At 56.6% G+C, this 18,888-nt stretch carries 17 protein-coding genes; 3 read left to right on the forward strand and 14 right to left on the reverse strand.

Annotated elements, in window-relative coordinates; genetic code table 11:
- Positions 1–13: 13 nt before the first annotated feature.
- The 13 genes from ACJO3M_RS01620 to bioB all read right to left on the reverse strand — a co-directional run bounded on the left by ACJO3M_RS01620 (position 14) and on the right by bioB (position 15,395).
- On the reverse strand, positions 14–598 hold the full coding sequence (locus ACJO3M_RS01620) for a hypothetical protein (RefSeq protein ID WP_406999112.1): 585 nt from the start codon (positions 596–598) through the stop codon (positions 14–16).
- 425 nt (positions 599–1,023) lie between these two features.
- A complete protein-coding gene (locus ACJO3M_RS01625; protein WP_406999113.1) occupies positions 1,024–1,758 on the reverse strand; it encodes a hypothetical protein in 735 nt (244 codons plus the stop codon).
- A 268-nt stretch (positions 1,759–2,026) separates the two neighbouring features.
- A complete protein-coding gene (locus ACJO3M_RS01630) occupies positions 2,027–3,400 on the reverse strand; it encodes an HlyD family type I secretion periplasmic adaptor subunit (RefSeq protein ID WP_406999115.1) in 1,374 nt (457 codons plus the stop codon).
- Positions 3,397–5,670, reverse strand: coding sequence for a type I secretion system permease/ATPase (locus ACJO3M_RS01635; protein WP_406999117.1), 2,274 nt, complete (start codon positions 5,668–5,670; stop codon positions 3,397–3,399). The genes ACJO3M_RS01630 and ACJO3M_RS01635 overlap by 4 nt, the downstream gene beginning before the upstream one ends.
- Positions 5,671–5,843: 173 nt before the next feature.
- Positions 5,844–7,634, reverse strand: a complete 1,791-nt coding sequence (locus ACJO3M_RS01640; RefSeq protein ID WP_406999119.1) for an acyl-CoA dehydrogenase C-terminal domain-containing protein — start codon at positions 7,632–7,634, stop codon at positions 5,844–5,846.
- A gap of 189 nt (positions 7,635–7,823) precedes the next feature.
- Positions 7,824–9,623, reverse strand: a complete 1,800-nt coding sequence (locus ACJO3M_RS01645; protein WP_406999120.1) for an acyl-CoA dehydrogenase C-terminal domain-containing protein — start codon at positions 9,621–9,623, stop codon at positions 7,824–7,826.
- 238 nt (positions 9,624–9,861) lie between these two features.
- Positions 9,862–10,260 (reverse strand): putative metalloprotease CJM1_0395 family protein, encoded by a 399-nt coding sequence (locus ACJO3M_RS01650; protein WP_406999122.1) that lies wholly within the window; start codon positions 10,258–10,260, stop codon positions 9,862–9,864.
- Between the two features lie 274 nt (positions 10,261–10,534).
- A complete protein-coding gene (locus ACJO3M_RS01655) occupies positions 10,535–10,780 on the reverse strand; it encodes a flagellar basal body rod C-terminal domain-containing protein (RefSeq protein WP_406999124.1) in 246 nt (81 codons plus the stop codon).
- A 50-nt stretch (positions 10,781–10,830) separates the two neighbouring features.
- The gene (gene bioD, locus ACJO3M_RS01660; RefSeq protein WP_406999126.1) at positions 10,831–11,523 is read right to left on the reverse strand and encodes a dethiobiotin synthase; all 693 of its coding nucleotides are present in this window, start codon (positions 11,521–11,523) and stop codon (positions 10,831–10,833) included.
- 11 nt (positions 11,524–11,534) lie between these two features.
- The gene (gene bioC / locus ACJO3M_RS01665; protein ID WP_406999128.1) at positions 11,535–12,380 is read right to left on the reverse strand and encodes a malonyl-ACP O-methyltransferase BioC; all 846 of its coding nucleotides are present in this window, start codon (positions 12,378–12,380) and stop codon (positions 11,535–11,537) included.
- A complete protein-coding gene (locus ACJO3M_RS01670; protein WP_406999130.1) occupies positions 12,368–13,123 on the reverse strand; it encodes an alpha/beta fold hydrolase in 756 nt (251 codons plus the stop codon). The genes bioC and ACJO3M_RS01670 overlap by 13 nt, the downstream gene beginning before the upstream one ends.
- Positions 13,120–14,298, reverse strand: coding sequence for an 8-amino-7-oxononanoate synthase (gene bioF, locus ACJO3M_RS01675; RefSeq protein ID WP_406999132.1), 1,179 nt, complete (start codon positions 14,296–14,298; stop codon positions 13,120–13,122). Before bioF ends, ACJO3M_RS01670 begins: the two co-directional genes overlap by 4 nt.
- Before the next feature lie 38 nt (positions 14,299–14,336).
- Positions 14,337–15,395, reverse strand: coding sequence for a biotin synthase BioB (bioB, locus tag ACJO3M_RS01680; protein ID WP_406988867.1), 1,059 nt, complete (start codon positions 15,393–15,395; stop codon positions 14,337–14,339).
- Between the two features lie 223 nt (positions 15,396–15,618).
- Here bioB and ACJO3M_RS01685 point away from each other — a divergent pair, with 223 nt between their 5' ends.
- Positions 15,619–16,179, forward strand: coding sequence for a ComF family protein (locus tag ACJO3M_RS01685; RefSeq protein WP_406999134.1), 561 nt, complete (start codon positions 15,619–15,621; stop codon positions 16,177–16,179).
- Here the strand turns inward: ACJO3M_RS01685 and ACJO3M_RS01690 are convergent.
- On the reverse strand, positions 16,176–17,285 hold the full coding sequence (locus ACJO3M_RS01690; protein ID WP_406999136.1) for an NAD(P)/FAD-dependent oxidoreductase: 1,110 nt from the start codon (positions 17,283–17,285) through the stop codon (positions 16,176–16,178). The genes ACJO3M_RS01685 and ACJO3M_RS01690 overlap by 4 nt on opposite strands.
- A 153-nt stretch (positions 17,286–17,438) precedes the next feature.
- On the opposite strand from ACJO3M_RS01690, the gene ACJO3M_RS01695 reads away from it, so the two are divergent.
- Together ACJO3M_RS01695 and ACJO3M_RS01700 are read left to right on the forward strand one after the other, a co-directional pair.
- Positions 17,439–17,861 carry a hypothetical protein gene (locus tag ACJO3M_RS01695; RefSeq protein ID WP_406999138.1) on the forward strand — a complete coding sequence of 141 codons (423 nt, stop codon included), beginning with the start codon at positions 17,439–17,441 and terminating at the stop codon, positions 17,859–17,861.
- 10 nt (positions 17,862–17,871) lie between these two features.
- Complete coding sequence (locus tag ACJO3M_RS01700; RefSeq protein ID WP_406999140.1) at positions 17,872–18,873, forward strand: serine/threonine protein kinase; 1,002 nt, start codon at positions 17,872–17,874, stop codon at positions 18,871–18,873.
- The last annotated feature ends 15 nt before the right edge of the window (positions 18,874–18,888 follow it).

Genomic DNA, 18,888 nt, shown 5'->3' on the forward strand with positions numbered 1-18,888 from the left:
CTCCTTATCAAACCTATTTAAATTCTAAATGACATAATAAATCAACATTATTTAAAATTTCTTTCTGGTTACTAAGAACAAGGAAGGGAGGCACTTTCACCAAGAAAATTCGCAAGCCGTCCGCATTAAGACTTAAATAATTGGTACCACGAAATGACGTCGGTTCGATTTTTGATGCCGCCACAGATCCATAATTCTCGACCATGAAGCTTGTTTCTGACCAATCTATACTCGCTGCTTCATTAATTAAATCGGATGAAAATACGTGACCATTAAAATGATGATCAGAAACTTTTTCGAAAAAATAGATATTGTCACGATCGCCCCATCTAGTTGTGCTTCGCAGTCTAACCAGGAACTCCTCTACTCCGTCGTTATTGACATCAAAACTGACAGTATCCAACTCAACTTTAGTGGTGCGTCCATCCTGACTTATCAAATCATATATTCCGGAATTCCAGTTTACTTTTTCAAAACCTCGACCAGACGGTATACTTATATCAACATATTTCTTCAATACACCGGACTTAATTTGGTTTTCTACATTTTCATTTATTGCCATTGAAGCGTAATCACACACTGAAGCTTTTGATTCCAAGATCCTTATATAATCGCCAGCCCATGACTGTGAACTTATTAGGAGGATCAAAGAAAAACCGCACATAATCTTATGAATAAAAAGACAATATCTTTTCAACCCCAGCACCCCTCGCTCATTAAATTTTAGTTTATTTTGGTTTCTTCATGAACCCATCATCAATGATAAAAGTTTAAAATAGGGACAGTAATTGAGACGTCTATAACACTGCAGCTGTCTTCGCTGCGCTATGCTGAGTAAGATCCCAGCCATAGCCAATAGTCAAATTGCCGTCCACAGGATGGATATCCAATGACTGGCGGTAAACTCTAAGATGGTCATTCTCTGCTCTCTTAATTTCCTCATTCCTGTCACTTTCGTAGCTTCCATGAACCCAATTCGAATTTGTATTATTTAACGCCATAACGACCTCCTTATCTCACGATTTATTTACGAAAAAAACAGATATCTCTATTGTTGTATTCTCCGGAACCAGATCTGACAACACGAAGCACTAAGCCAATTCTCCTATTCTCGTCCTCGGCGCGACCACGCACGAAAATATAAACTTGTTCATTGTATTCAAATAAATGAGCGGCATTACTACTAATAGGATAAACCAAATACCCATATAGCCGATCAGGATAAGAAACGACATCAACTCCTTCCCTTTCCCAATTTCGAACTTTGTCCAAAAACCCATCTTTTCCAGACCGATTAAGTGAAAATCTTGTATTTTTATAGATGGATTCCACGGAAACTGGGTAATTAAACTCATATGAGTCTTCCATGACTAGAAGATCTGTCCAATTTAGCTCTCCCCCTACATAGGAATTTAACTTAACAACCGTTTCCGGTTGCATATCCCCATCAATATCTACTTTTAAATATTTGATTTTTCCATAATATTCGCCAGGGAACTTGAGAAGATCATAATCAACATTGAGCCAGTTATACTTTTCGTCAAAGAATCCGTTTGGCTTATCGAGTCGTTCATACACCCATTGACAAATACTAGCGCTACCACCCAATTCGACAATAGCAATTTCTCTGTCAGAGTAAAAATACGAGAAATTCGAATCCTCGGCACTGTTGCTTTCAACAGACCTCTCTAATGCTGAACAAAATAAAGGAGAAACGGACAAAGCTCCCCATAATACAAGTCTTGAAATCACGTTCATTAGTTGCCCCTTAACGCATTTTAAAGAAGACATTAAATTGGCAGAATACCGAAATTACGAAAGACAGCCAGTATGGCATTAGCCCAAACAACCAAAACTCCTATAACGCACCAACAGTTAACTGTCGAGAAAGGGTGCCTTTCGCCTTTAAAATCATCCTCACGCCATTCGTCTTACTGAACAATCCACATGATTGGGAATGGCAAAAATCTTTCCTACCTTTAGGTTTAGTGAATAATTGGATTGAGTATGTGAGTTGCTGAGAACGTCACCTCTCCCCCAAACTCTCCTGCTTATACCGAAGCAAAGGCGACAAAAAAAACTCAATAACCCGCCGCTGTCCCGTTTTAACTTCCGCTGTCACTGTCATCCCAGGCGCGAGATTCACCAGCTTTCCACCCACCTGCAATGCAGATTCCGAGGGGATCAACCGCGCCTTATAGACCAGGCCCAGCTGTTCATCCTGAATCGCATCACTGGAAATATCGGAGAGCTCGGCATCCACCACGCCGTACTTGGTGAAATTGAACGTATCGACCTTTATTTCAGCCAACTGGCCGGGGTGGATAAACCCGATGTCCTTGTTCAGAAACCGGGCTTCTACCTCAACCGCACTGTTTTCCGGTACGATCTTCATGATTTCCTGGGCAGGCGTAACCACCCCTCCGATGGTCGTGACCGCCAGTTCCTGAACGGTTCCGTCAATAGGCGCCTTAAGCAGATAATTGCTGTTCCGTTGTTCAGCCTTCAGCAGCTCTTCCCGCAACGTGGACTCCTGGGTCGTAAGCTCCTGCAGCTCCTGGAGAGTGAGCTTGTAGCGTTCCGATATCATCATTTCACGTTTTGACTCGTTGGCCTGGATGCTGGCCTTGAGCTGCTCGATGCGTGCAAGCTGGACCGATACGTTTTGCTCGACTTCAATCTGCTCCTGCTTCACCTCCAGATAATCCATGCGTGACCCCGTCCCGCGCTGCTGGAGCTGGTCATAGGCAGCGACTCGCTCGTTCAGCACTTCCAGCAGCCGACGGTTTTTTCTCGCTTCAGCATGCACCATCTGCTGCTCGGCCATTAACCGCTCAGACTCCTGCTGGATGTTCCGCAGGTTTGCCTGCAGCTCGTTGACTTCCTGAGTCAGAAGCACACGATGACCGTCCAGGTAGGGAGTCAAGGCCGGGTTATCCGATTCCAGCTTTAGAGCGTTGTTGTCAGAGTTTACGAACCAGTCCGCCAGCGCTGTCAGCCTTATGCGTTTCAGGGCAGTGCCCTGCCACTCCTGCCGGAACCGCCGGACATCAGCCTCTGTTATGTTGGTGTTCAGGGTAATCAGTGGGTCTCCCGCTTTTACCGCCTGCCCTTCCTCAACATGAATCAGCTCGATAACCGCCGTCTCCAGGGGCTGTATGATTTTTACCCGCTCACTGGGAACCACTTTTCCCTGTGCAACAGCGACGATGTCGATTTTGCCGAACGTGGCCCACAAGACCGCGATAGCGAACAGCAACACAATGGCGTAGAGAATAGTGCGCCCGATCGGCGATGCCGGCGTCTTTTCGATTTCGATTGCCGCTGGCATGAACTCGTAAATGTCGTTCTCCGAGAGAACGTTTTTCTTCTTTGGCTTCGGGCTTTCGTTGCCTTTCATGTCAGCCTCACCGACTGGACTTTCTGTGGTCCGTAGGCAAAGCCCACCGTGCCCCCGGCTTTTCTCGAAGACGCGGGTGCGACCTCTACGCCCTCCTCTTTTGCTTCCTCTCTCGGTGGCGCCTTTATGGGAATGGATGTGCTCTGGTAGTCGTGGAGCCTTGAGTAATAGCCTTTTTGCCTGAGCAACTCGTCATGGCTCCCGTTCTCGACAATATTGCCGCTCTCCACTACAACAATGCGGTCGGCGTGCCGAACGGTGGTGAGGCGATGGGCAATGATGAAGACCGTGCGCCCCTCACACATGGCCCGCATGTTCTCCTGAATCACACGCTCTGATTCATAGTCGAGGGCACTGGTTGCTTCATCAAATATCAGGATCCGGGGATTGGTGATCAGTGCCCGGGCGATGGCGATGCGCTGGCGTTGGCCGCCAGACAGGCTGGCGCCCTGCTCTCCCACCTGCGTGTCATAACCTTCCGGCAACTCGACAATGAACTCATGAGCACCCGAGAGCTTTGCGGCGTTCATGACCGCCTCGATTGGGAGGCTTGGGTCCACAAACGCAATGTTGTCTTTGACCGATCCATTGAACAGTCGGTTTTCTTGAAGCACTACGCCGACCTGTCTTCGCAGCCACGCAGGCTCCATCTGGGCCAGGTCAATGCCATCAATCAGAACCCGTCCCGATTCCGGCAGGTACAGTCTTTGGATCAGTTTTGTAAGGGTGCTCTTGCCAGACCCCGAACGGCCCACTACTCCAACAATCTCGCCAGCTTTTACATCTAAAGAGAGTTGCTGAAGGACGAAAGGGGCACTGGGGTTGTAACGGAAGTTGATGTTGTCGAAACGGACATTGCCTTCGATACGTGGCAGGGTTGTCCGGTTCGGGTTATGGCCGGGTTCGGCAGGGGTGTTGAGGATGTCACCCAGCCGCTTGATCGATATACCTGCCTGCTGGAAGTCCTGCCAGAGCTGTACCAGCTTAAGGATCGGGCCACTGACCCGGCCCGCAATCATGTTGAACGCTATCAGTTGGCCAATGCTCATTTCATTGGCCATTACCAGAGAGGCCCCGATCCAGAGGATCAGCACGGTCACAATCTTGTTGATGAACTGGGCAGCCTGGTTTGCAATGTTTCCCAGGTTGGTTGCCTTGAACGACGCCGCCACATAAGCCGCCAGGTTTTCTTCCCAACGGCGCTGCATCTGCGGCTCAACAGCCATCGCCTTGACCGTCTCAATGCCGTACATGGACTCGGTGAGGAATGCCTGGTTTTCGGCGCCACGTTTGAATTGCTCATCCAGTCGCCGACGGAGAATGGGCGTGATAACGACCGAAAGAACGATGTAAAAAGGTATCGAGCCAAGCACAACCCAGGTCAACGTGGGGCTGTAGAAATACATAACAGCGAAGAAAACAATCGTGAAGAACAGATCGATCACCAGGGTCAGCGCCGAACTGGTAATGAAGTTCCGGATCGTATCCAGTTCCCGGACCCTGGCCACGGTATTGCCAACCTGCCGGCTCATGAAGTATGAGATTGGGAGGTGAGTCAGGTGGTGGAACAGTTTTGAACCAAGGGTGACATCGACACGGTTGGTGGTGTGGGTAAAAACGTAATTCCGTAGGCCGTTTAGCAGAACATCAAATATCGAGATGACAATCAAGCCGAAGGCCAGGACATCCAGCGTGGTCAGCCCCTTGTGAACCAGCACCTTGTCAATCATCACCTGGAAGAACAGCGGCGTGATTAACGCAAAGAGCTGAATGAAGAAGGAGGCGATGATGACATCACGGAGAAGGTGCTTGTACTTGAGGATTGCCGGAATGAACCAGCTGATATCGAACTTCTCGCCTCCTCCCGGCAGGAGGCTCCGCTTGGAAACAAGGATGAGCCCACCGCTCCATCGCTCCAGGAATTCTTCCCTGGTCAGCGTTTCCGGTGCGTTGGCCAGTGGATCCTGGATCAGGACTTCTTCATCGGACGCTTTTGCGAGTACGACGAAATGGCCGTCCGTCGTTTCGGCAATGGCGGGAAGACTGATGGAGGCGAGCTTGTCCCAGCCTGCGGTCAGCGCTCGGCTTTTAAGCTTGAGATGGCGGGCAGCCCTGAGAATCTCCGACCTTTGAAAAGGTCGTTCGTGTGTTCCAAAGTGATGGCGAAGCTGGTTGGAATCTGCGGCTACTTGATGGTACCGCGCTAACATTACAAGCACGGCAAGGCCGGTATCCACCTTCCCTGATGGCTGAGCTGACTGCATTTTCATCCCTGTGTACTGCTGTTGTATAAAACCAATCTCGTGGATTAGTGTAGCAATATCAGGCTGTTCCGAGCGTACTTTTTCAAGAAGATAGCGAGTATGTGCTGCCAGTCACAAAAAAAGGCAGGTCCCTCCCAGGACCTGCCTTTTTCCGACTACGTGTCATTTGACCGTAACGATCAGAACTCCTCGGCAGTCAGCGCCATCATCGAGTCACTACCACTGCGGATACCTTCCGCCAGCGATACCGTCTTCGGCAGTAGACGGTCAAAGTAGAACCGCGCTGTCTTCAGCTTGCCGGTGTAGAAACCGGAGGTGTCACCTTCCGCTTTCGGAGCAGCGGCCTTGACGATCTTCGCCCACATATAGCCCAGGGCCGTCAGACCAAACAGGTCCAGGTAGTCCACGGACGCAGCGCCGATGGCATTGGGGTTATCCCCCGCCTGGTTGATCACGTGTTCTGTGACATCGGACAGACGCTCGAACGCGGCAGCCAGTGGCTCCAGGTAAGGACGCAGGTGCTCATCACCGCTGTTTTCCTCGATAAAGGACGCCACGTCATTGGCAAACAGCTCGTACAGCTTACCCTGACTACCAACCACCTTACGGCCCATCAGGTCCAGCGCCTGGATACCGTTGGTACCCTCGTAGATCTGGGTAATGCGGCAGTCACGAACCAACTGCTCCTGGCCCCATTCACGGATGAAGCCGTGACCACCGAAGACCTGCTGACCCATGATGCAGGCGTCGAGGCCGCGGTCGGTCAGGAAGGCCTTGGCTACCGGAGTCAGCAACGCCACCATGCCTTCGGCGTGCTTGCGGCGCTCATCATCCTCGGCGTACTTGGAAATATCCAGCCACTGGGCAACGTAGGTGGAGAAGGTGCGACCGCCTTCCACATAGCCTTTCATGGTCAGCAGCATGCGACGGACGTCCGGGTGCACCAGAATCGGGTCTGCGGTCTTCTCCGGCTGCTCGGCGCCAGTCGGGGCACGGCTCTGGGTGCGCTCAAGAGCATACTCACGGGCACTTTGCAGGGAAGCTTCCGCCGCGCCAATGCCCTGGATACCAACACCCAGGCGCTCGTAGTTCATCATGGTGAACATGGCCGCCAGGCCCTTGTTTTCCTCGCCCACGAGCCAGCCTTTGGCGCCGTCGAAGTTCATCACGCAGGTGGCGGAGCCCTTGATGCCCATCTTCTTCTCGATGGAGCCACAGCTGAAGCTGTTGCGCTCACCCAGCGAACCGTCTTCGTTCACCATGAACTTCGGCACCAGGAACAGGGAAATGCCCTTCGGCCCTTTCGGCGCGTCCGGCAACTTGGCCAGCACCAGGTGGATGATGTTTTCCGCCATGTCATGCTCGCCCCAGGTGATAAAGATCTTGGTACCTGTGACGTTAAAGGAGCCATCGTCGTTCGGCTCGGCCTTGGTGCGGATAATGCCCAGATCGGTACCGGCGTGGGGCTCGGTCAGATCCATGGCGCCGGACCAGACGCCGGAATACATGTTGGGCAGGTACTTTTCTTTCAGTTCCTGGCTACCGTGGGCGTCCAGGGCCAGGCAAGCGCCGGCTGTCAGCATCGGCGCCAGGCCGAACGCCATGTTGGCGCCCTGCATCATTTCCTCGAACTGGGCCACCAGGGTCTTGGGCATGCCCATGCCGCCAAATTCCGGGTTACCGCCCAGGCCATTCCAGCCACCTTCCACGATGGTCTGGTAAGCTTCCTTGAAGCCCTCTGGCGCAGTCACTTCACCTTCGTTCCACTTGCTGCCCTGCTCATCACCCTCACGGTTCAGCGGGGCCAGCACGCCACTGGTGATTTTGCCGGCTTCTTCCAGAATGGCATCGGCAGTGTCCGGGTCCACGTTCTCCGCCACTTTCGGCAGTGACGCCCAAAGTGCCGGTGCATCGAAAACTTCGTTAAGAACAAAGCGCATGTCACGTAAAGGTGCCTGATAATCAGCCATCTAAAAACTCTCCAAAAATCCAGTCAGTCTGTCGGCACGCACCCAGCTGTTTGCTGTCGCGCACCTCGGCTATGTGTCCGCTCAACGTTATTTTTATGAGGGCGTATTCTACCCTATTGGCGAGCCTAACTCATGAAAAAAGCCCGCCTCCGGGGAGAGCGGGCTTTTCTGGGTCTGCCTGCCCGCGCCTTAGATGGCGAAGGCGTCTTCCGGCATATCCATCAGGCTGTCAGCGCCGGCCAGCATGCTCTCGGCATGGGCCTTGGCACGGGGCAGCATACGCTTGAAGTAGAACCGCGCGGTCTGCACCTTGGCGTTGTAAAACAGCTCCTCGCTGGTTCCTTCGGCCATCTTGTCCAGTGCCACCTTGGCCATACGAGCCCAAAGGTAGGCGAACACGGCGTAACCGGAGTACATCAGGTAGTCCACGGACGCAGCACCGACTTCTTCGCGGTTCTTCATCGCGGTCATGCCGATCTTCATGGTCAGATCGCCCCATTCCTTGTTCAGGGCCGCCAGCGGCTCCAGGAATTCCTTGAGCTGTTCGTTGTCGGCGTTTTCCTTGCAGAACACGTGTACCTGCTTGGTGAAGCCCTTCAGGGACTCGCCCTGGGTCATCAGAACCTTACGACCCAGCAGATCCAGCGCCTGGATACCGGTGGTGCCCTCGTAGATCATGCCGATACGGGCGTCACGTACGTTCTGTTCCATGCCCCACTCGGAAATGAAGCCGTGACCACCGAACACCTGCATGCCCAGATTGGCCGCTTCGTAACCGATTTCGGTCAGGAAGGCCTTGGCAATCGGCGTCAGGAAGCCCAGGGCTTCGTCAGCGGCCTTGCGCTCTTCTTCGGTCTTGCCGCTGTGAACGATATCCGCCTGCTGTGCAGTCAGGTAGATCAGGGCACGGGCGCCTTCAGCAACGGCCTTCTGGGTCAGAAGCATGCGACGGACGTCCGGGTGAACGATGATCGGATCAGCAATGCCTTCCGGATTCTTGGGGCCGCTCAGGGAGCGCATGGCCAGACGGTCCTTGGAGTAGGTCAGCGAGCCCTGGAAGCCCAGCTCGGCCGCACCCAGACCCTGGATGGCGGTACCGATACGAGCGGTATTCATAAAGGTGAACATGCAGTTCAGGCCCTTATTCTCCGGCCCGATCAGCCAGCCCTTGGCGCCGTCGAAGTTCATCACGCAGGTGGCGTTGCCGTGAATGCCCATCTTGTGCTCAATGGAGCCACAGGAAACGGCGTTACGCTCACCGGAAGAACCGTCTTCGTTCGGCAGGTTCTTGGGCACGATGAACAGGGAAATACCCTTGGTGCCTTCCGGAGCGCCCGGCAGGCGTGCCAGAACGATGTGAACAATGTTCTCTGCCATGTCGTGCTCACCGGCGGAGATGAAGATCTTGGTGCCGGTGATGGCGTAGGTGCCATCGGCGTTCGGCTCGGCCTTGGAACGCAGGGTGCCCAGGTCGGAACCACAGTGCGGCTCGGTCAGGCACATGGTGCCGGTCCACTCACCGCTGATCAATTTGGTAAGGTAAGTCTGCTTCTGCTCTTCGGTGCCGTGCGCTTCAATCGTGTTGGTGGCGCCGTGGCTCAGCCCCGGGTACATGCCCCAGGACCAGTTGGAAGTGCCGACCATTTCGCTCATGACCAGGCCCAGGGAGTGCGGCAGGCCCTGACCACCGTAGTTGGGATCGGCAGTCATGGACGGCCAGCCACCTTCAACGTACTGCTGGTACGCTTCTTTGAAGCCAGTCGGTGTTTTCACACCGTCTTCGCTCCAGGTACAGCCTTCCTTGTCACCCACCTGGTTCAGCGGAGACAGTACCTGCTCACAGAACTTGGCACCTTCCCCGATAATGGCGTCCACCATATCCGGAGTTGCATCCTCGGCACCTTCCAGATTGGCGTAGTGCTGCTCGCTGTTCAGCAGCTCGTTCATTACGAATTTGATGTCACGCAGGGGCGCTTTGTATTCAGGCATGTAATCCACCTCAGGTTTTGGTCACATCTGCAACGCAGGTTGCAGTACTTGGCCTTGGGGTTTGCTCAGACACTGTGACGCTATCGCACCACAGCCTTAATTAAACACTTGTTTGAAACATACGTTTAGAGGCACAGAATTGTCAATAGCCCGGCCGGAAATTTGTGTTGCGATTTGTGGCCAGAAAGACCGGGGCGATGCGGATGCAGCGCCTATCTGAAGAGAAAAGATTGGCCAATCAGGCCATTACAGAGTGAGAGGATGAGCGCCCTGACTCGGTATCAGAATCATTCATTTTCGACACCGATTGATAGGTGTCACTGGCCTGCCGATAAAGATCGACCTGGGCCTGCAGCATAACCTGCGTAGCCTCGGCCGCCACGGCGCGGTCCTGGGAGGAAGGCTCCGCAGGCGCCATGGCAGCGGCACGAACCACGCGCATTTTATCAATGGTGGCTTCCGGGTCGCCCTGTACCGGCGAGACATCAATGGATACTTCGCCGCCGACGGCATAGCGAGCGCCATCGGGCCCACGCTGGTAGTCGTAGGAAATCGCACCGGCGTACTGGCCACCGACCGCCTTGTGCGCAGTTTCGTGGGCCCGCACCTCCCGATCCCGCGCCTTCAGCTCGGTCAATTCCTTGAGCTGCGCCTCATCCAGCGATTGGGCGCTTCCGGGAGCACTGTCCGTCCTGCGGGGCGCAGAAGATTTATCCTGTTCGGCGGACGGCTTGGTGCTTCCGGGTTCATCAGGTCTTCCCGGTTCGCTTGCACCGGAAACAGCAGATTTCCCCTCAGGCGTGGCCGGGGAAAAGGCGGGAGAAAAGGAAGGAAGCGCGCCGGATATCATCATCGGGTTGGCTCGAAAACCGGTTCAATGTGGACGATTCAAGGTGGAAAGAGGCCTGCTGTCAGGCCTTGATATCCAGCAGGGTGCCGAGTGTTTCATCAGCGGTTTTGACAACCTGTGCCGACGCCTCAACACTGCGTTCGTAAAGATTCAGTTCGACTATGGGCTCGACCAGAGAGCCGGCGCCCCCTGCACTACCCTGGGGACCATCGGCGCCACCACGGGCAATCTTCCGGGCTGCATTCTCCATGCCCGCCATGCCGTCCTGGATGCCCTGGATACCAATACCCAATGCGTTATTGATCATGACTGCGATACCTGATGACCCTGACTGAACTCAGTAGGCCACAAATTTGATCAATTTTCAAACAGGGCTTCGATTTTAAGGAACTCCGCCAGCTCCTTCGGATTCGGGTTCTGATGCCAGGGCAGAACACCCAGACAGGGCGCCCCGAGGTGGGTAAGCAGGTAGTTCAGGGTTTCCTGCTCACAACTCATGGCCTCCTGTTCGGGACGGTTTGCGACCCAGCCAGCCAGCTTCAATCCATCCTGACGAATGGCTTCCGCACTCAGCAGTGCGTGGTTTATGCACCCCAGCCTCAGGGGCACCACCAGGATCACCCCGGTGCCCAGCTCCCGCGGCACCGCCGAGTAGGTTTCCCTGTCGTTCAGGGGTACCCGCCAGCCACCGGCTCCTTCGATCAGCATCAGATCCGCAGGCTGCATCTGCAAGCCCCGGCAAAATCCAACCAGCCGTTGCGCCGTCAGCTGCCGACCGGCCTGCTCCGCCGCCACATGGGGCGCAATCGCCGGTTCCAGGGTGACCGGGTTGATCTGATCATAGGGCAAGGATTCCGTCATCGAAGCCTGCAGAATCAGCGCATCCTCGTTCCGCAGACCTTCCGGTGTCTGCTCGCAGCCGGAGGCCACCGGCTTCATGGCAATGGTACGTTTGTCCATCGCCCTGGCGGCCTCCAGTATGGCAGCCGATGCAATGGTCTTGCCCACGCCGGTGTCTGTGCCTGTGACAAAAAAGCTTTTCCTGGCCATGATCAACCTGTTCAGAAATTAGGGTTAGGGAAAGGGGATGAGTAGATAATCCAACACGCCTGATAAGACGCCAGAATGGTATCTTCGGGGGTTCGCGGATAGTTCGCACACATGGCTCGCAGACGCCCCGGGGCTGTCGCTGTGCGACGCCGGTCCTGGCCCTTGTATCCCGCTCCCAGGGATTTCAGCTCACGGGTAAGCGCCAGGGGCGAGGGATAGTCCAGGGTGACGGTGCCTGTCGTTACTTCGCCGCCAGGCAACGCTTCGTCCACGTACCGATTGATGGCGGATGCGGCCTCGAACCGATTGACATGTCGGCGCCCCGGATCGGCCTGCGCCCACGCCTGCTCCAGCTCTTCCAGGGTGCCATCCAGCAGCGTTGAACACACCAGCATGCCGCCAGGGCGTAACAGGCGCCGGCATTCGGCCAGAACCTGCTGAGGATGATCGCACCATTGAATCATCAGGTTACTGAAGACGATATCCACGCTGTTGTCGGGAAGCGGCAAACTCCCGGCATCAGCCACCAGCCAATCAATGGGGGCCGGACTGTTGAGGCTGGCGTGATTGATCATGCCCGGCGACAGATCGACCCCGGTGACATGAGCCCCGGGACAAGCCTTGAGCAGTTTGCGCGTGAACCATCCGGTACCACAGCCAAGGTCGAGAATATCTGGGTTATCGCCCCCTGCCCGCCACTGGCCAAGCCGGTCCAGCATTACGTCGCCCATGTGGCGCTGCAGCCGCGACGCGGATTCGTAGGTTTCAGAAGCCCCACCAAAATCCCGCGCAATGTCCTGCTTTCGCGGTTGGTCGTTGCGCTGGGCCTCGCCGGGTGAACGCATCAGGACGTCCATTGACCCACCTCCCGCGTGCCCGCCAGAAACTCTGCCATGACCTGCTGACATTCATCGGCAGCTTCGCCCGTTGGCCAGTGAGCCATCCCCGAGATAACGCCAGCGCAGCTTTGCCCGGACAGCTCAGACCGCTCACGCCAGGGCCTGACCACAACGTCCTGTTCTCCCATGAGATGCAACGCCGGCACGCCGGGGCTACCCCATAGCGACCTGAAATCCTCTTTCCTGAGCCAGTCCAGCCCTTTGACGAGATTCTCGCCGGATACCGGCGGGCCCTGCTTCAACCAGAATTTCAGCCTCTCCCGGGCCCGACCTTCCCCGGCATCGCCATTGATCATCAGCAACAGGAAATGCATCCAGTACCGATCAGGATCCCTGGCGATACCTCTGGCAAACGCCTCAAATTCGCCTTGCGGCATGCCAGAAGGCCACCCCGCTGTTTCGGTGAATCGGGGGAATCCCCCTACGGTGACCAGGGAAGTCACGGCACCGGTGTTGCGAGCAGCGGCCGCCATGGCAATCTGTGAACCCTGGGACCACCCCATCCACACCGCGGGCTTTGGAAAGCGGCCCAGTAATTCGTCTGCAACCGCACTGACCGAGTCGCACCCGGCCATCAGCTCATCATTCAGACTGACCGGTATCACCTCGCCGGGCCAGCGGTCATATAAGCCAGACAGCATTTCACACCGTACGCCCCAACCACCAATAACAACCAGCGTGTCGCTGCCCACAGTGTTCATGCCGTCTGTTCCACCACGATGCCCGACAGTGCGCGGCAGTCCGCCAGCCCCTGCAGCAACGTGTCTACGTCCGCCATCCGGTGGGCGGCACTCAGGGTTACCCGCAGTCTTGCCTCGCCTTCAGGGACTGTTGGCGGACGAATCGCTGTCACCAGCAGACCTTTCTCTTCCAACGCTTTGCTCAGTGCCAGCGCAGACCAGTTGTCACCCACCATGATCGGCTGGATCGGTGTTTCGGAAGGCATCAACTGATACCCAAGTTCGATGGCCCCACGACGGAATCGCTCGATCAACTCACGCAGGTGTGCTCGCCGTTCATCATCCCGCTCGATCAGGTCCAGGCTGGCACAGGTCGCTTTGGCGATAGCCGGCGGCATGGCCGTGGTATAGATATAGGTTCGCGCTTTCTGCACCAGGTAATCCATCAACACCCTGGGCCCGGCGACAAAGGCGCCACTGGTTCCCACCGCCTTGCCAAGGGTACCAATCAGTACCGGCACATCATCCTCGGACAAGCCCAGTTCCGCGACACTGCCACGCCCCTGGGGGCCCTGCACACCAACGCCGTGGGCATCATCCACCACCAGCAAGGCATCATGGGTCTTGCACAACGCAGCCAATTCCCTGAGCGGCGCCAAGTCACCATCCATGCTGAACACCCCGTCGGTCACCACCAGTTTATGGCCCGACGTGTCCGCCAGCATCCGCTCGAGTGCCGCCATATCGCTGTGGGGGTAGCGACGAACCTTGGCGCGGCTGAGAATACAGCCGTCTATGATGGACGCATGGTTGAGGCGGTCGGAGAAAATCGTATCTCCCCGTCCGGCCAGGGCAGAGATGACGCCCATATTGGCCATATAACCGGTGGAGAAGAACAACGCAGCGCTGCGCTGGGTAAACGCCGCCAGACGCTCTTCCAGGCGGTGGTGGGCATCGTGATGGCCACAAATCAGATGAGACGCCGCGCCACCCAGGCCGGTCTCCGGCAAGGCATCCCTGAGGGCTTCAATATTAGCGGGATGATTGGCCAGGCCCAGGTAATCGTTGCTGCAGAACGACAGCAGGCGCTGACCATCGGAGGTCAGGGACGGCTGCTGGGGGCCGGAAATCTGCCGGCGGGTCCGGTACAGGCCCGCCTGTTTGCGTTGCTCAAGTTCTGCCGCGAAGTCTCGCACTGGTCAATTCCTGGGAGTTGATAGCGGTGTCTGTCGGTTTACGCGGATTCCCGGGTGGCGTCGTAGAACATATGGCGAGTGGCTTCGTACTCTACGGCCTCGGCAATCTCCTCTTCTTCCTGTTCCTCGGTCGCACACTGCTCCCGTTGCTCAGGGTTGATTCCCAGACGACGGAACAGCGCCATGTCGGCATCGGCTTCCGGGTTGGCCGTCGTCAGCAGCTTCTCGCCGTAGAAAATGGAGTTGGCGCCAGCCATGAAACACAACGCCTGCATCTGCTCATTCATGTTCTCCCGCCCGGCGGACAGCCGCACGTGGGATTCCGGCATCATGATGCGGGCCACGGCAATAATACGGACGAAATCAAACGGATCGAGATCTTCCACGTCCTCCATGGGCGTGCCCTTCACCTTCACCAGCATATTGACCGGCACACTCTCGGGGTGGTGGGGCAGGTTAGCCAGCTGAACCAGCAGGCCAACACGATCGTCCTCGTCTTCACCCATCCCCATGATGCCGCCACAACAGACTTTCATGCCGGCCTTGCGGACATTGTCGAGGGTATCGAGACGATCCTGGTAAGTACGGGTGGTGATGATATGGCTGTAATACTTTTCGGACGTGTCGAGGTTATGGTTGTAGTAATCCAGCCCCGCATCGGCGAGCTCTTTGGCCTGGTCTTCCTGGAGCATACCCAGGGTCATGCAGGTTTCCAGCCCCAGGGACTTCACCTGACGCACCATGTCCAGAACGTAGGGCATGTCCTTTTTGGTGGGACTGCGCCACGCAGCGCCCATACAGAAGCGGGAGGCCCCTTTCTCGCGGGCGGCCTGCGCTTCTGCGATCACTTTCTCAATTTCCAGCAGTTTTTCTTTCTCAAGGCCGGTGTTGTAATGACCGCTCTGGGGACAGTACTTACAATCCTCCGGGCAGGCGCCGGTCTTGATCGACAACAGCGTGCTCACCTGAACTTCATTGGGATCGAAGAATTCCCGGTGGACGCTCTGGGCACGGAACAGCAAGTCATTGAACGGCAGCTGGAACAGTTCGCGGGCTTCCTGAAGCGTCCAGTCGTGACGGGGAGTAGTAGCGGTCATAATAGGGCCCTGTTAACCTTTATAGGGTTACTGGTTTACGGATAGACGAATGATAAAGGGACTGAGACTGCTGTCAACCTTGATAGAACTAAAGGTTAACAGCGAGAAAACAGCAGGAAGCTGTGTCGCCTGCCTGGACCATAAGGCAATCAACGGCTTATGCCCGGGATGCCGCGATGACTTACCGGTTAACCGCTGGCATTGCCGGTGCTGCGCCCTGCCCATGGCCTTTCCCGCAGACACGCTGACCTGCGGTGAATGCCTGTCCACGCCGCCACCTTTCAGCCATACCATCGCGCCCTGGCGGTATCAGTACCCGGTGGACGGGATGATTGGGCGCTACAAGTACAACGGTCAGAGGAAGTATGCGAGACCACTGGTGGCCGGCTTGTCAGAGCACCTGCACCGACACTTTCAGGCCATGCCGGAACTGAAACCGGACCTGATAGTACCCGCCCCGATGCACCGCAAGCGCAGGCGCCAAAGGGGCTTTAACCAGGCAGAGGATATTGCGGAGCAGTTATCCCTGGCACTAAAAATACCTTGGTCCAGCACCCGGATCAGGCGCCTCCGACACGCCAGACCACAGCGGGAACTTGGCCGGGAAGCGCGGCTGCAAAACCTGCGCGGCATGTTTGACGTGAGCGGCGCGGTACCGGCGCGGATAGCCTTGGTGGATGACGTGGTCACCACCGGCGCCACCGCCCGGATGCTGACGGCGGCACTGATGGAGGCAGGTGCGGCGGACGTGCAGGTTTGGGCGCTGGCCCGGACACCCGGCTAGACCCTGGCAGCGACATAATCGGCAATGGCCAGGCAGGAGGTCAGGCCCGGTGACTCGATCCCGAACAGGTTCACCAGTCCCGGCACACCGTGGTCCGCGGGCCCATCAATCCGGAAATCGGCGAAACCGCCGTCTGGCCCGCTCAGCTTGGGACGAACGCCAGCATAGGCAGGCTGCAAACGGTCGGCGTCCAGTTCTGGCCACCACTGCCTGATCCCGTCGATAAACGCGTTTACCCGCTCCAGATTGACGGTATAGTCCTCAGTGGTAATCCATTCCACGTCCGGTCCAAAACGGGCCTGCCCGGCAAGGTCGAGTGTCAGATGCACACCCAGGCCGCCAGGTTCGGGCACCGGATAAATCAGGGAGTTGAAAGGATGACGGCCGTTGTAACTGAAGTAGACGCCGCGCGCGAACCATTGCTCGGGTCGGCCGGAATCCGGCAACCCCTGCCAGATTCCCGCCAACGGCACGGCACCCAGGCCAGCGGCATTGATGACGCGCCGGGCCGACAACTCACACGGCATGGCCCCGCCGATTATCAGACGATGCCCTGCGTCATCGGAGCAGGCAGCGGTCACCGGCGCACGCCTCACCAGTTGCCCGCCTGCATACTCCAGGTCTGCCAACAGGGAAACCATCAGGCCGTGACTATCGATAATGCCGGTTTCCGGCGAATACAGCGCCGCGCAGGCGGAAACTCCGGGCAAGCGGGTGTTCACGGCATCCGCCTCATTCATGGCCAGCGCCACGCCATTGAGCCTGGCCCGGGCCTGGATCTCCTCCAGTTTTTCGATTTGCGACTCCCGGGTTGCCACAATCCATTTACCGGTTTTGCGGTGGCCAATGTGACGTTTCCGGCAGTATTCATAGAGCTGATCCCGCCCGCGCACGCACAGCAAGGCCTTCAGGGAATCCTGCGGATAATAGATACCCGCGTGGATCACTTCGCTGTTCCGGGAGGAGAGCCCCTCGCCAAAATGATCCCCCGCTTCCAGTACCAGTACCTCCCTGCCCTGCCTGGCGAGAGCCCGGGCAGCCGCTAACCCGACGACTCCCGCCCCGATCACCACCGTATCCGCCTGGAGCGTCTCCAGCTGCGCCATTTTTTCCTGCCTTTTCGTTGATCTTTGCACCCGAGAGTACCGCAAAACCCGATAACCGCGAAAAAGCCTGCGGACTCATCGGTATTCGCATTACGAACCCGCACCGGACGCGTTATACTGGGAAGTCACGTTAGTGCAGGATGCAGGTGTGAGATGTCGGACAGGAAGCAGTTTTTAACGGTCATGCTGGTTGCCGCCCTGTTTGTGGGATGGCTGGGCTGGAGAGGATTCGAGGTCATCAGCCTCAACAACAGCCTGAAAGCAGACGCCATGGTGGCAGACTACCCCTACCAGCACCGGGTGCTGAGGGTCGAAGGCAATACCGCCATCATGAGTTCCTTACGGTCCCACAACATCTCCACCCACCAGGCGCTGACCACCATTTTTCCGAGCATGCAGAATCTGGGTGACAATCACCGGGACTGGCAGCGGGCAGAGCGCGAGCTTGCCCAGGTCCAGGCCAGGGCTGGTGATATTGTACTGAACGCTTCCGGCATCGACCGTGTTCGCTGGGAGCTGGATGACAATTGGTACCACCTCAGCAACATGCAGGCCAGGCAAGACTCAAGGCGCTGATACCGATCCTATGACCGAGACCTCCACCCACCCCTACGACGCCCTGACTCCCGACACCATTCTGGACGCCATGGAAAGTGCAGGTTTCGTGATCAACGGCCGCCTGTTCGCCCTGAACAGCTACGAAAACCGGGTTTACCAGATTGGCGTTGAGGACAGCACGCCGATCATTGCCAAGTTCTATCGCCCCGGCCGCTGGTCCGAGGCCCAGATACGTGAGGAGCATACCTTCACGGCAGAACTGACTGCGGCAGATATCCCGGTGGTCGCCCCGATGGCTATGCCCTCCGGAGATACCCTGGGCCAATGGCAGCAGTTTCAGTTTGCAGTCTTTCCCCAGCGCGGCGGTCAGGCGCCGGACACCAGTGTCACGGACACCCTCTACCGGCTCGGCCAGTGGCTGGGACAGCTCCACAACATCGGTGCCAGCAAGCCTTTCGAGCACCGCCCCGCGTTCAATATCCTCGACGGCATCACCAGCAAGAATCAGCTGTTGATTGACGGCGACTGGATCCCCGCAGACCTGCGCCCGGCCTGGGACAGCCTGATTCCCGATCTGTACGATGCCTGTGCCCGCAGGATTGATGACGCCGGTGAAGTCGAATCCCTGAGACTCCATGGCGACTGCCATGCCGGCAACATCCTGTGCCGTGAAGAACAGATGCTGTTTGTCGACCTGGACGACTGCCGCACCGGGCCGGCGATCCAGGATCTCTGGCTGCTGCTCAATGGCGACGATGCCGAACGGGGCGAGCAGTTCGGCGAACTGCTGGAAGGCTATGAGATGTTTCGCGACTTCAATCGACGCGAGCGCCACCTGATCGAGCCCCTGCGCTGCTACCGGCAGATTGCCCATTGCGCCTGGCTGGCAAAACGCTGGGATGACCCGGCGTTCCCCAGATTCTTCCCCTGGTTTACCCAGCCCAGGTTCTGGTCAGACCAGGTATTGGCCATGCGGGAGCAGCTTGCCGCCCTGCAGGCGCCGCCAATCAATATTCCCGGTCAGTACTGACGACCGGACAGACGC

This window comes from Marinobacter alkalisoli, from assembly GCF_045449795.1.
Classification (GTDB): Bacteria; Pseudomonadota; Gammaproteobacteria; order Pseudomonadales; family Oleiphilaceae; genus Marinobacter.

Excerpts from the sequence above, each read along its gene's own strand:
- ACJO3M_RS01625 (WP_406999113.1), bottom strand. The coding sequence starts at position 1,758 with ATGAACGTGATTTCAAGACTTGTATTATGGGGAGCTTTGTCCGTTTCT.
- ACJO3M_RS01630 (WP_406999115.1), bottom strand. The coding sequence starts at position 3,400 with ATGAAAGGCAACGAAAGCCCGAAGCCAAAGAAGAAAAACGTTCTCTCG.
- ACJO3M_RS01635 (WP_406999117.1), bottom strand. The coding sequence starts at position 5,670 with ATGAAAATGCAGTCAGCTCAGCCATCAGGGAAGGTGGATACCGGCCTT.
- ACJO3M_RS01640 (WP_406999119.1), bottom strand. The coding sequence starts at position 7,634 with ATGGCTGATTATCAGGCACCTTTACGTGACATGCGCTTTGTTCTTAAC.
- ACJO3M_RS01645 (WP_406999120.1), bottom strand. The coding sequence starts at position 9,623 with ATGCCTGAATACAAAGCGCCCCTGCGTGACATCAAATTCGTAATGAAC.
- ACJO3M_RS01655 (WP_406999124.1), bottom strand. The coding sequence starts at position 10,780 with ATGATCAATAACGCATTGGGTATTGGTATCCAGGGCATCCAGGACGGC.
- bioD (WP_406999126.1), bottom strand. The coding sequence starts at position 11,523 with ATGGCCAGGAAAAGCTTTTTTGTCACAGGCACAGACACCGGCGTGGGC.
- bioC (WP_406999128.1), bottom strand. The coding sequence starts at position 12,380 with ATGGACGTCCTGATGCGTTCACCCGGCGAGGCCCAGCGCAACGACCAA.
- ACJO3M_RS01670 (WP_406999130.1), bottom strand. The coding sequence starts at position 13,123 with ATGAACACTGTGGGCAGCGACACGCTGGTTGTTATTGGTGGTTGGGGC.
- bioB (WP_406988867.1), bottom strand. The coding sequence starts at position 15,395 with ATGACCGCTACTACTCCCCGTCACGACTGGACGCTTCAGGAAGCCCGC.
- ACJO3M_RS01685 (WP_406999134.1), top strand. The coding sequence starts at position 15,619 with ATGGCCTTTCCCGCAGACACGCTGACCTGCGGTGAATGCCTGTCCACG.
- ACJO3M_RS01690 (WP_406999136.1), bottom strand. The coding sequence starts at position 17,285 with ATGGCGCAGCTGGAGACGCTCCAGGCGGATACGGTGGTGATCGGGGCG.
- ACJO3M_RS01695 (WP_406999138.1), top strand. The coding sequence starts at position 17,439 with ATGTCGGACAGGAAGCAGTTTTTAACGGTCATGCTGGTTGCCGCCCTG.
- ACJO3M_RS01700 (WP_406999140.1), top strand. The coding sequence starts at position 17,872 with ATGACCGAGACCTCCACCCACCCCTACGACGCCCTGACTCCCGACACC.